At 40.6% G+C, this 12570-nt stretch carries 10 protein-coding genes; 3 read left to right on the top strand and 7 right to left on the bottom strand.

Features of this window, described 5'->3' with window-relative positions:
- Nucleotides 1–292: 292 nt before the first annotated feature.
- Nucleotides 293–1666: an MFS transporter gene (locus B9T24_RS16715; protein WP_086166833.1), complete on the top strand. Its 1374-nt coding sequence runs from the start codon at nt 293–295 to the stop codon at nt 1664–1666.
- 1035 nt (nt 1667–2701) lie between these two features.
- On the opposite strand, the gene B9T24_RS16710 is transcribed toward B9T24_RS16715, so the two are convergent.
- The 7 genes from B9T24_RS16710 to B9T24_RS16680 all read right to left on the bottom strand — a co-directional run bounded on the left by B9T24_RS16710 (nt 2702) and on the right by B9T24_RS16680 (nt 10675).
- On the bottom strand, nt 2702–3331 hold the full coding sequence (locus B9T24_RS16710; RefSeq protein WP_086166832.1) for a CoA transferase subunit B: 630 nt from the start codon (nt 3329–3331) through the stop codon (nt 2702–2704).
- A 3-nt stretch (nt 3332–3334) separates the two neighbouring features.
- Entirely contained in the window at nt 3335–4039 is a 705-nt protein-coding gene (locus B9T24_RS16705; RefSeq protein ID WP_086166831.1) for a CoA transferase subunit A, read from the bottom strand.
- A gap of 113 nt (nt 4040–4152) precedes the next feature.
- Nucleotides 4153–5055: a hydroxymethylglutaryl-CoA lyase gene (locus B9T24_RS16700; RefSeq protein WP_086166830.1), complete on the bottom strand. Its 903-nt coding sequence runs from the start codon at nt 5053–5055 to the stop codon at nt 4153–4155.
- Nucleotides 5052–7043, bottom strand: a complete 1992-nt coding sequence (locus B9T24_RS16695) for an acetyl/propionyl/methylcrotonyl-CoA carboxylase subunit alpha (protein WP_086166829.1) — start codon at nt 7041–7043, stop codon at nt 5052–5054. The genes B9T24_RS16700 and B9T24_RS16695 overlap by 4 nt, the downstream gene beginning before the upstream one ends.
- A gap of 19 nt (nt 7044–7062) precedes the next feature.
- Nucleotides 7063–7857, bottom strand: a complete 795-nt coding sequence (locus B9T24_RS16690) for an enoyl-CoA hydratase/isomerase family protein (protein ID WP_086166828.1) — start codon at nt 7855–7857, stop codon at nt 7063–7065.
- 12 nt (nt 7858–7869) lie between these two features.
- Nucleotides 7870–9471 (bottom strand): carboxyl transferase domain-containing protein, encoded by a 1602-nt coding sequence (locus B9T24_RS16685; RefSeq protein WP_086166827.1) that lies wholly within the window; start codon nt 9469–9471, stop codon nt 7870–7872.
- A gap of 31 nt (nt 9472–9502) precedes the next feature.
- Nucleotides 9503–10675, bottom strand: a complete 1173-nt coding sequence (locus B9T24_RS16680; RefSeq protein ID WP_086166834.1) for an isovaleryl-CoA dehydrogenase — start codon at nt 10673–10675, stop codon at nt 9503–9505.
- 147 nt (nt 10676–10822) lie between these two features.
- Here B9T24_RS16680 and B9T24_RS16675 point away from each other — a divergent pair, with 147 nt between their 5' ends.
- Both B9T24_RS16675 and B9T24_RS16670 read left to right on the top strand, forming a co-directional pair.
- On the top strand, nt 10823–11449 hold the full coding sequence (locus tag B9T24_RS16675; RefSeq protein ID WP_074944392.1) for a TetR/AcrR family transcriptional regulator: 627 nt from the start codon (nt 10823–10825) through the stop codon (nt 11447–11449).
- 108 nt (nt 11450–11557) lie between these two features.
- On the top strand, nt 11558–12570 hold a 1013-nt coding region (locus tag B9T24_RS16670), incomplete at its 3' end, for an AMP-binding protein (protein WP_143223769.1).

Raw genomic sequence — 12570 nt, 5'->3', positions numbered from 1 at the left:
AAAAAAATAAATTAAAAAAATATATGTAATGCTGTTGACATATATTGGCTTTGTAATTAGTTTGTTTACTTATTCGATGTTTTAGATGGGGTATAGACCAGATCAAAAAATTAAATGGAAATGGATTCCCTAATTAAAATAGCTTGAAGAATTTTAAATCGAAAAAATCTCTGATGAGAATAAGCATAGTTTTTTAAAAAATGGATAAAAATTAGGAAAACTCAAAAATTGATTTTTTCTAAAAATATTTAGAACAATTAATGTAATGATCATAAATATCAAGGAGATGATTATGCAGTACATAGATGTACATAAAGTTGCAGATGAAGCGAAATTTAATAAGTTTCATGCAAAAGTGCTAGCTTGGTGTTTTATCATTATTATTATCGACGGATATGATATTGCAGTTGCTGGAGCTGCCTTGCCCTCTATTATGACTGAAATGGGTGTGACTGCCTCGACCGCTGGTTTTATGGCCAGTTCTGCACTTTTCGGCATGATGTTTGGCGCCATATTTCTAGGTGCATTGTCGGATAAAATTGGCCGCCGATTGACCATCGCAATTTGTGTGTTTTTATTCAGTATTTTTACCGCAGCTGCTGGTTTAGCCAATGACCCAGTCACCTTTAGTATTTTGCGTTTTATCGCTGGATTAGGCATTGGAGGGGTAATGCCGAATATTGTTGCCCAAATGACTGAGTATTCTCCTAAAAAAATCCGCAGTTTAATGACCACATTTATGTTCTCCGGTTATGCCATTGGCGGTATTTTAGCAGCGGTTATTGGTAAGCAATTCATTGTTGAATTTGGCTGGCAAGTGGTGTTTTTTGCTGCGGGTGTTCCTGTTTTATTACTGCCATTTATTATAAAATCAATGCCTGAATCTTTGGCTTATTTATTAAAACGTCAAAATCAGCAAGATTTACAAAAAGTAGTTAAGGACATCAACCCAACTATTCAAATGAATATTTCGGTTGAATTTACCCAAACCATAAAAGCAGATAATGAACACACCCCGATGGTTCAACTCTTTAAAGAGGGTCGTTCATTTAGTACCTTAATGTTCTGGGGAGCTTATTTTACTGGCCTATTCATGGTTTATGCTTTAAGCACATGGTTAACCAAATTGATGGCAATGTCGGGTTATACCTTAGGTTCTGCCTTAAGTTTTGTCATTGCATTAAATGTCGGTGCAGTTGCAGGCTGTATTATCGGTGGAGGATTGGCAGACCGTTTCCATATTAAATGGGTTCTGGTTTGTATGTATGGGTTGGGCAGTGTGTTCTTGTATATGATGACCTTGCCAATGCCAATTGAAGTGTTGTATTTCAACATCGGTATGGTGGGTGCATGTACAACTGGTGCTCAAATTGTAGCTTATGCATATTGCGGTCAATTCTATCCAAGTGGGATTCGTGCTACAGGTATTGGTATGGCAGCGGGTATTGGTCGTATGGGTGCAATTCTTTCACCAGTATTGATTGGTTTCATTGTTGCGTTAAATCTACCGATTGAACAAAACTTCATGGTGATTGCAGCGGCAGGTTTAATTGGCGCAGTGGCATTGTCGTTTATCAATCATAATCGTTCTGATGCGGTATTAAGTAGCTCTAAAAGTACAGTAGAAGAAGATGTAAACTACATAGAACAACCACTTAAAGAATAAATTGGTTAAATAACTTTATAGCCTGAAACTTATTTTTAATGATTGATGAGTATCATCTATAAAATAAGTTTCAGGCTTTTTATTGAATAAATTTCTTTCATCACTCATTTATGCCCAACTCAATACTATAAATCTTAGTAATCAAATTAGATTTTAAGCCGTATCTTTTTACCGCTATTTTGATCGTATTGTGGAAATATTTTGACGGTTTTAAGTACACAAAATACAGTGTTGTATTGTAGGTTCTTTGGTAGGGGATATGCTTCTTGATATGCCTATTAGTAATGTCATTAAAATAAACTGATCATTAAAATTAGCCTAAGTAAAATTAAATATCACTCTTTATTCCGACATCATAATTTTATTCATCTAGCAATATAAAAACAGGGATTTTATCCTAAGTAGTTAAAATAAATAATGATTTTTTTAATAGATAACTTACGTAAATCAAAAAATGTTCAATATACGATTTTTTAAAATCAGCACTACCTCATTTAATTAATTCAATTTTTATGCCTTTGCCTAAGTATTATTTCTATTTTTGAAAGGTTGATGAGTAACACTTGCTACGCAAGACCAAAACCTTTTTAGTTTTACGAATGATTTGAATTGATCAAAAAATGACTTATGAGAGAAATCTAATAAATGTTTTTAATCGTATATTTAAGCCACTACAAAATAGCCTAAGCAAAATAATATTTTTTAAAAATGGTAATTAATTAAATTCTTATTAGAATAAAATAAAACTCAACAAAAAAAATCGAAAAATATCTATTAAAAATAAATGAATAGCAACAAGGTTTATATCATGTTTAAGAAATATTAAACTTACTACAATTAACATCCTAAGCGGAGTAATCTCCAGAAACTATTTTTCTAATTAGCCAATGACTCTCAAGACAAATTTTCGCAATATATTTAAAGAACTATCCATACTCAAAATCCATTTTTATTTGCCATATCTGCGCCAAAAAAATTCCCTATCAAGTTGTGACCAATTTGATAGGGAAGTATGGAATGAGTCGTGCAAACCAATTATTGAATTAGGTTTACCCCTGTGACTTTCTGAATATCTTCAAAACTAACACCTTGGGCAAGCTCCACCAGCTTAACGCCATGTTCAGCGATATCCATAACGGCTAAATCGGTAATAATACGATGAACCACACCTTTACCTGTTAAAGGTAGGCTGCATTGCCCGACAATTTTTGGCGTTCCATCTTTTGCGCAGTGCTCCATCAAGATCACCACTTTTTGTACACCAGCAACTAGATCCATCGCGCCGCCCATACCTTTAACTTTTTTACCCGGAATCATCCAATTGGCAAGATCGCCCGTTTCAGATACTTCCATTGCACCCAAAATCGCAATATTGACATGTCCACCACGAATCATCGCAAAAGATTCTGCGCTGGAAAAAAATGCTGCGCCTTTACGTGCTGTAACGGTTTGTTTGCCTGCATTGATTAAATCGGCATCTATGGTATCAGCAGTTGGAAATTCTCCAATGCCGAGCAAGCCATTTTCAGATTGTAGCCAAACATTAATATGTTCAGGAATATAATTAGCAACAAGTGTCGGTAAACCAATGCCTAAATTGACATAAAAACCATCTTCAAGCTCAAGTGCAGCGCGCTGTGCCATTTCATTACGTGTCCAAGCCATTGTTTATACCTCCGTTTTCAATGTCATTTGTTCAATGCGTTTTTCAGGATGTGCATTGAGCACAATGCGGTTGATATAAATGCCTGGTAAATGGATTTCATCTGGATCTAAATCGCCAATTTCAACAATTTCTTCCACTTCAGCAATACTAATTTTTCCTGCCATAGCACAAACTGGATTAAAGTTTTGTGCTGTCTTACGGAAAATGAGATTGCCTGCTTTGTCCGCTTTATAGGCTTTAACCAGCGCAATGTCTGCGGTTAAAGATTCTTCTAGAATAAAGTCCTGACCGTTAAATTTACGAATTTCTTTGCCTTCAGCAATCAATGTTCCGACACCCGTAGGGGTAAAAAAGGCAGGAATGCCTGCACCACCTGCACGAAGTTTTTCAGCCAAAGTACCTTGCGGGGTCAATTCAACTTCTAATTCGCCATTTAAATACTGACGTTCAAATTCTTTGTTTTCACCCACGTAGGATGAAATCATTTTTTTAATTTGTTTGGTTTCCAGCAAAATACCTAAACCAAAACCATCAACTCCAGCATTGTTGGAAATACAGGTCAGTTGTTTGGCTCCAGTTTGTTGCAATGCAACAATTAATGCTTCAGGAATACCACATAAGCCAAAACCGCCAACTGCCAAGGTTTGACCATCTTTTACAATATCCTGTAATGCAGCATTTGCACTTGCATAGACTTTATTCGGCATCCGATACCTCTATTTTTGTTGACAACGTCATTCATTTGTAATGACATTTTGGTTTTAAATATGAATAGAATCATTTTTGGCATGATTTTTAATAAAATTATGCCAATTTAGCTTTAAGCACAACGGGTTTGCCAATAGGCATTGGCATAGTTGGATGGATTGGGGCGATTTAACACTTGGCTGATATTTTGACTGGCATGCATTAAAGCATCTAAATGGATACCAGTTTCAAAACCCATTTTAGACAGCAGGTAATACAAGTCTTCAGTTGAGACATTACCCGATGCACCTTTGGCATAGGGACAACCGCCTAAGCCAGCAATGGATGAATCAAATACACGGATACCTTGCGTTAAGGATTGATAGATGTTGGCAATGGCCATGCCATAGGTATTATGGAAATGACCCGCTAAAAAACGACTATCCATTTCAGCCAAACACACGTCCCAAACCTTTTTGACTCGATCAGGTGTAGCTGTGCCAATCGTTTCACCTAAAGAAACTTCATAGCAGCCCATATCCAATAAACGTTTGCTGACTTTGGAAACACGCTGAGGATCAATTGCACCTTCATAAGGGCAATCGACCATGCAAGAGACATAGCCACGGACTTTAATATTGCTGGCTTTAGCAGCTGCCATCACATCTGAAAATTTTTCCAAACTTTCGTCAATTGAACAATTGATATTCTTTTGGGTGAAACTTTCAGAAGCTGCGGTAAAGACCGCAACCTCCTGACAGCCCACAGCACGTGCAGCTTCAAAGCCCTTTAAATTCGGAGTAAGCAGGCTGAACTGAATATTGAGGTTTTTGGGCAATTGGGTAAAAAGCACATCGCTTTCGGCCATTTGTGGTACCCATTTTGCCGAAACACAGGAACCGACTTCAATCGACTTTAGGCCGGTTTTCATCAAATCTAAAATAAGGGCTTTACGTTGTTCCAATGTGAGCGGGGTCTTTTCATTTTGCAAACCATCACGTGGACCAACTTCCACTATTTTGACAAATTCACTCATGCAACTTGCTCCAAAGACTGAAACTCCACCAGTTCATCACCCGCTTTGACCTGATCACCGACCTGAAAATACCAAGAGCTGATCATGCCATCATGCGGAGCACGAATGGCATATTCCATTTTCATGGCTTCAAGTGTCATCAGCACATCATCTTTTTTGACCTGTTCATTTAAAGCCACTAAAACTTGGGTAATCACACCCGGCATAGGGGCTTTTAAATTCGCGTCGGTACTTTGTGTCTCATCGGCAGAGAATTTTTGGCTAGGATAAGCAAACTTATAGCTTTGACTGTCTTTAAACAGCGTTACGCCCTGACTATTTCGGCTAAAGGCAAATTTATCTTGTTTGCCATCCATTTTAATTTGAATGCTATTTCTACTGAGGATTTCTCCAGCAATACGATATTTATGGTCCTGATATTCGGCAATAAATGCATCATTTTCAGCTGTGAAGCGAACCTGAACAGGCTGCTCATCCAGCATTAATTTTAAGCAATAGTTACTGTTAATATTGATGCGCCAAAGTGACTCAGTCTGCCAGACTGGATTACTGGCGGTTTTATTTTGGCTAAAACGGGACAGCAATTCAGTCAATGCAGCGGTGATTACCAATTGGGGTGCAATGCTGTGTGCCGTTGGAAATAAAAAAGCATCTTCACGTTGAATCAAATTAGTATCTAATTGCGCCTGTTTAAAGGAATCACAGCGCACAATGCGGTCAAGAAAAGCAATATTATTGCCCAAACCTTCGACATGAAACTGACCTAAAGCATGGTGCATCTGTACCAGTGCTGCTTCACGGTTTTCACCCCAGACAATGAGTTTGGCGATCATCGGGTCATAATAGGTGCTGATTTCATCGCCTTCAACAATGCCGCTGTCAACGCGTACAAATTGATTTTGCTCTGGATAATGCAAATAGCTGATTTGACCAATAGCAGGCAAGAAGCCTTTTTCAGGTTCTTCTGCATACACGCGGGCTTCAATGGCATGACCATGAATACACAATTGATCTTGCTGTTTTGGCAATGGCTCGCCAAAAGCTACACGAAGCTGCCATTCGACCAAGTCCACACCAGTAATCATTTCAGTCACTGGATGCTCGACTTGCAAACGGGTATTCATTTCCATGAAATACGCTGTACCGTCTTGTTCAACAATAAATTCCACCGTGCCTGCACCAACATAATCGACTGCACGAGCGGCATCAATCGCAGCTTGGCGCATGGCATCGAGTTTGTCTTGTGATACCAATGGCGCTGGCGCTTCTTCAAGCACTTTTTGATGACGGCGCTGTACCGAACAATCACGTTCAAATAAATGCACATAGTTGCCATGTGAGTCACCAAAAACTTGAACTTCGATATGGCGCGGATTAATCACGTAGCGTTCAATCAACACTTCATCATTGCCGAAGCTCGATTTGGCTTCGCTTTTACAAGAACTAAGCGAACTGAGGAAATCCTCACCGCGTTCTACTAAGCGCATGCCTTTACCGCCGCCGCCCGCACTGGCTTTAATCAGTACTGGATAGCCAATGGCATCTGCTTGTTGTTTTAAAAAATTGATGTCCTGATTAGTACCGTGATAACCCGGAGTGAGGGGCACACCCGCTTTTTCCATCAGGGTTTTAGAGGTGGCTTTTAAACCCATCGCCAGAATGGCTGCGACAGGTGGGCCAATGAAGGTAATGTTATTTTGCTGACATGCCAATGCAAATTGATCATTTTCTGACAAAAAACCATAGCCGGGATGAATCGCCTGTGCACCTGTATCCAGTGCCGCCTGAATAATACGTTCGCCTTGTAAATAACTTTGTGCAGCAGGGGATTCGCCAATATAAATCGCTTCATCTGCTAACTTAACGTGCTGAGCATTAGCGTCTGCATCTGAATATACAGCAACCGTTGCAATGCCTAATTTTTTTGCGCTTCGGATCACGCGGCAGGCAATTTCACCACGGTTTGCAATGAGAATCTTTTGAAACATCGTCATTTCCTTATAGTTGTTATGCTGTTGTCTTGATCCAAGAAGGACTTTGTTTATCTAAAAACGCATTTAAGCCATTTTTAGCCTCATTTCCCTGACGCACATGGGCAATATGTTGTGCAGTTTGCAGCAGCAGTTGTTCTGTTAAAATCTGTTGATCCACCATTTGAATCAGTTGTTTAGAAGATGCTTGTGCTTGAGGGCCACCCAGCAACAGCGCTTGTATAATTTCATCCAATTTGCTGTCGAGTTGTTCTGGCAAAGTAACTTCATGCGCTAAGCCAATATTTTTGGCCTGTTCTGCTGAAATACGTTCTGCAGTTAAGAAATAACGCGAAGCCTGACGTGCACCAATGGCACGAATCACATAAGGGCTAATAGTCGATGGCGCTAAACCTAGGCGAACTTCAGAGGTTGAAAACTTTGCATCAGTACTGGCAATGCAAATATCGCAAGCCGAAGCCAGCCCCATGCCGCCACCAAAAGCAATGCCATGTACGCGTGCAATAGTTGGTTGTCTTAAGCAGGCAAGGCTTTGCAGCATTTTTGCCAATTTTAGTGCATCGGCTTCATTGTCTTGCTGCGAAGCTTGTCCGGCCTGTTTCATCCAGTTTAGATCAGCACCTGCGGAAAAACTTTTGCCGCGTCCCGCCAATACCACCACACGCACATCATCCTGCGCATTTAAATAGCTAAAGCAGTGCTGCAATTCTTCAATGACGGCGGTATTGAAGGCATTGTGCAGTTCGGCACGGTTAATCCAAACTGTTGCAACCTGATTAGCCTGTTCGAGCTGTAAAAATTGATAGGTCATTTTTTCATCCTCTTACATGCGGAATACGCCAAATTTAGTCGGTACAATAGGTGCATTCATTGCCGCGGCTAAGCTCAGACTCAATACATGACGCGTTTGTGCAGGATCGATCACGCCATCATCCCAAAGTCGTGATGATGCATAGTAAGGATGCCCTTGACGTTCGTATTGATCGCGGATTGGCTGTTTAAATTGATCTTCTTGTTCTGCCGACCAAGTTTCACCTTTTTGTTCAATTTGATCGCGTTTTAAAGTCGATAATACGCTTGATGCTTGTTCACCGCCCATCACGGAAATACGTGAATTTGGCCAAGTCCAGAGAAAACGTGGGGAATAAGCACGACCGCACATGCCGTAGTTGCCTGCACCAAAAGAGCCGCCGATCACTAAAGTCAGTTTAGGCACGTTGGCATTGGCAACAGCCATCACCAGTTTGGCGCCATTTTTGGCAATGCCTTCATTTTCATACTGGCGACCAACCATAAAGCCGGTAATGTTTTGAATGAACAGCAATGGAATATTGCGCTGGGTACATAGTTCAATAAAGTGCGCGCCTTTTTGCGCAGACTCTGAAAACAGAATCCCGTTATTGGCAATGATGCCGACTTTCATACCAAAAAGTTCAGCAAAGCCAGTGATTAAGGTAGTACCAAAACGCGCTTTAAACTCATCAAAACGAGAACCATCAACAATACGGGCAATCACTTCACGCACATCAAAGGGTTTACGCGCATCACTTGGTACAATGCCGTACAGCTCTTTTGCATCAAATAACGGCGCTTCAATTTCAGCTGCGGTTTTATTTGGTTTTTTATTCAGGTTTGTCACAATGTTACGGGCAATCGCGAGGGCATGTTCATCATTTTCAGCCAAATGATCCGCTACACCAGATAAGCGTGTATGTACATCACCACCACCTAAGTCTTCACTGCTGACAACTTCACCTGTTGCTGCTTTCACCAAAGGCGGGCCACCCAAGAAAATTGTACCTTGATTGCGGACAATAATGGTTTCGTCCGACATAGCAGGCACATAAGCGCCACCTGCTGTACAGCTGCCCATCACCACGGCAATTTGTGCAATGCCTTGGCTCGACATCCGTGCTTGATTGTAGAAAATGCGTCCGAAATGATCACGGTCAGGGAAAACTTCATCCTGCATCGGCAGGTAAGCGCCGCCTGAATCGACCAGATAAATGCACGGCAAATGGTTCTGTTCTGCAATTTCCTGCGCGCGCAAATGCTTTTTAACCGTCAGCGGATAGTAGGTTCCGCCTTTAACAGTCGCATCATTGGCAACAATCATGCAAGTCACGCCATTGACTTGCCCAACACCTGCAATGACACCAGCAGCAGGGACATCATCGGCATAGACTTGATAGGCAGCCAACTGTCCAATTTCTAAAAATGCTGTGCCTGTATCAATCAGATGATCGACTCGCTCACGGGGTAACAGTTTGCCACGCGCTAAATGTTTTTCACGGGCTTTTTCACCACCACCCAATGCAATCTGTTGTGCTTTTTGTTTTAAGTCATCGACCAGTATCTGCATGGCAGCCTGATTGATTTTAAAATCATCACTGCGGATATTAATTTTGCTTTGTAATATATTCATTCTGAACATCCCTGTTAATGCTAAAAATGTTTTATTTAGTTTCGTTAAACAGTTCACGACCAATTAACATACGACGGATTTCAGAAGTTCCTGCACCAATCTCATACAGTTTGGCATCGCGCCATAAACGACCTGCGGCAAATTCATTGATATAACCATTGCCACCTAAGGTTTGTATGGTTTCACCTGCCATCCATGTGGCTTTTTCCGCAGCATATAAAATTGCGCTGGCAGCATCTTTACGCAAACTGCGGCTATGTTCCGCTTTGTCACATTCAGCACCCACAGCATATACAAGCGCTTTGCAGGCCAGCCATGTCGAATACATATCGGCAATTTTGCCTTGCATCAACTGAAATTCACCCAAAGCCTGACCGAATTGTTTACGGTCATGAATGTAGGGAATCACTGTATCTAGACAGGCATCCATAATGCCCAGTGGTCCCGCACTTAAAACAGCACGTTCATAGTCCAGACCGCTCATGAGAACTTTGGTGCCATTGCCAACGCCGCCCAATATATTTTCTTTAGGCACCGCAACATTATCGAAAAATAGCGGATAAGTATTTGAGCCGCGCATGCCCAATTTATCCAGATGTGTACCATGACTAAAACCAGACATATCTTTTTCTACCAGAAAAGCAGTCATGCCTTTTGCACCAGCTTTCAGATCTGTTTTGGCATACACCACCAAGACATCTGCATCGCCACCGTTGGTAATCCACATTTTTGAGCCATTGAGCACATAGTGGTCGCCATGATCTTCAGCTTTTAATTTCATGCTCACCACGTCTGAACCAGCATTCGGTTCCGACATGGCAAGTGCCCCGACAAAATCACCTGAAACCAGTTTAGGCAGATAGCGTTTTTTTTGTTCCTCTGAACCATTACGCTTAATCTGATTAATACATAAGTTAGAATGTGCACCGTATGACAAGCCAATAGAGGCGGATGCACGGGAAATTTCCTGCATTGCCAGAATATGGGCTAAATAACCAAGGTTAGTACCACCGTATTCCTCATCAACCGTTAGACCCAACAAACCCATATCACCAAATTTTTTCCATAGGTGAGCAGGGAATTTATTGTCTCGGTCAACTTGCTGAGCAATTGGTGCAATTTCCTTTGCACAAAATACAGCGATTGAATCACGAAGGGCAAGTAAGGTTTCATCCAAACCGAAATTTAAACTTTGCAGATTCATTTCTTCATTCATCCTGATGGTTATATTTGTTGTTCCAAAAAGCATTTTTATTGTGCTTGATTTTTACCATACAACGATTTTACAAAAAAGTGAATCAAAATTCACAAAATGATTTACAATTCATTTTATCTGGTTGAGAATACGATTATGAGTTATAAAAGATCATCATTGATGCAGGAGCGTATGGAACAAAATCGTCAGACGATTTTGCAATCCGCACGTGAATTGATTGCTCAAGGTGGATTTAAAGATGCGCAAATACAGGCGATTGCTGAACGTGCAGGCGTATCAAGTGGTCTGGTTTATCGTTATTTCGATAACAAGAGTCAGGTGTTAATTGAAATTTTAGCAGAGGCCATCCAGCATGAAATTCAGATTCTGAACGCCATTGCTGCCAGTGAACTTTCAGCAAAGCAAAAATTACACAAGGCAGTGACCACTTTTGTTAAACGTGCTCTAAACAGTCCACAACTGTCGTATTCGTTGATGTTTGAACCTGTCGATCCGTTGATAGAACATGAGCGTTTTCGCAGTAAACAACTGATTAAACAAAGTATTAACCAAATTCTTGCCGAAGGAAAAATCAATGGTGAATTTGGCTTTGAAGATTTAAACACCGCAGCGCTGTGTGTGGTGGGCGCAATGACTTTCGTGGTCATTGAACCGTTAAATCCATCAAAAAATGTCATGTTTGATCAGACTTATAAGGATTATTTTGTCAAACAAATTGCCGATTTTTGTGTCAGTGGAGTATGCATAGCAGAGGAGAAGTAAGCGGTTAAACACAAAAGTAGTGCTGTTTGGGAAAGGCGTCCTAAGTCAAAACAATTAACAATTAAAGTGAAAGAATCATAATTACAAAGAATCAAGGAGAGTGATTCAATGGCACAAGTACGGTTAAGTTATGCCTATGGAACAAGCAGTCAACCCTTACTGGGGATGACGATTGGTGAAAAGTTTGACCAAGCCTGTCAGCAGTATGCGAATCAGGATGCTGTCGTCAGCGTGCATCAAAATGTACGTTTAAGCTATAAGCAGTTGCAGGCACAAGTGAATGCCTTTGCCTGTAGTCTGCTTAAATTAGGCTTGGAAAAGGGCGATAGAATTGCGATTTGGTCACCCAATTGTGTGGAATGGACCATTACCCAATTTGCAGCATTTAAAGCTGGTATTATTTTAGTCAATTTAAATCCTGCATATAAAAGCAGTGAGCTTGAATATGTACTCAATAAAGTGTCCTGTAAGGCATTGGTAATTGCATCACAATTTAAAAGCAGCAATTATCAGGAAATTTTAACCAAAATTGCTCCTGAAATTACGCAATCGACCAGTAAGTTAGTATCGGCCAAACGATTACCGCATTTGAAACATATCATTAAAATTGATGAAGAGGCTTATGCTGGCATTCATCGTTTTGCGGATTTATTGCCCGAACCCACACCCGTACAGCTCGACCAGTTACAGGCAATTGCCGCAGATCTTCAGTTTGATGAAACCATTAATATCCAATTCACGTCTGGCACCACAGGCAATCCCAAAGGGACCATGCTGACTCACAATAATATTTTAAATAATGGATATTTTGTTGGTGAAGCCATTCATTTAACACCACAAGACCGCGTTTGTATTTCTGTGCCTTTATTCCACTGTTTTGGCATGGTGATGGGCAATTTAGCCTGTATTACGCATGGTTCTGCCATGATTTATCCATCAGCAGTGTTTAATCCACTCGATACACTCAAAACGATTCAGCAAGAAAAATGTACCGCTGCTTATGGTGTTCCGACCATGTTTATTGCATTGCTTGAACATGAACAGTTCGATGAGTTCGATTTGTCTAGCTTGCGTACAGGCATTATGGCGGGTAGTCCGTGTCCACGTGAAATTATGCAGCG

The organism is Acinetobacter sp. ANC 4654 (genome assembly GCF_002135425.1).
GTDB classification, from domain to species: domain Bacteria; phylum Pseudomonadota; class Gammaproteobacteria; order Pseudomonadales; family Moraxellaceae; genus Acinetobacter; species Acinetobacter kyonggiensis.
This window is presented reverse-complemented; position numbering and strand designations above follow the sequence as displayed.

Bases quoted from the DNA above. Each gene is read 5' to 3' on its own strand.
- B9T24_RS16695 (WP_086166829.1), bottom strand. From the start codon at position 7,043: ATGTTTCAAAAGATTCTCATTGCAAACCGTGGTGAAATTGCCTGCCGC.
- B9T24_RS16710 (WP_086166832.1), bottom strand. From the start codon at position 3,331: ATGGCTTGGACACGTAATGAAATGGCACAGCGCGCTGCACTTGAGCTT.
- B9T24_RS16680 (WP_086166834.1), bottom strand. From the start codon at position 10,675: ATGAATCTGCAAAGTTTAAATTTCGGTTTGGATGAAACCTTACTTGCC.
- B9T24_RS16705 (WP_086166831.1), bottom strand. From the start codon at position 4,039: ATGCCGAATAAAGTCTATGCAAGTGCAAATGCTGCATTACAGGATATT.
- B9T24_RS16685 (WP_086166827.1), bottom strand. From the start codon at position 9,471: ATGAATATATTACAAAGCAAAATTAATATCCGCAGTGATGATTTTAAA.
- B9T24_RS16715 (WP_086166833.1), top strand. From the start codon at position 293: ATGCAGTACATAGATGTACATAAAGTTGCAGATGAAGCGAAATTTAAT.
- B9T24_RS16675 (WP_074944392.1), top strand. From the start codon at position 10,823: ATGAGTTATAAAAGATCATCATTGATGCAGGAGCGTATGGAACAAAAT.
- B9T24_RS16700 (WP_086166830.1), bottom strand. From the start codon at position 5,055: ATGAGTGAATTTGTCAAAATAGTGGAAGTTGGTCCACGTGATGGTTTG.
- B9T24_RS16690 (WP_086166828.1), bottom strand. From the start codon at position 7,857: ATGACCTATCAATTTTTACAGCTCGAACAGGCTAATCAGGTTGCAACA.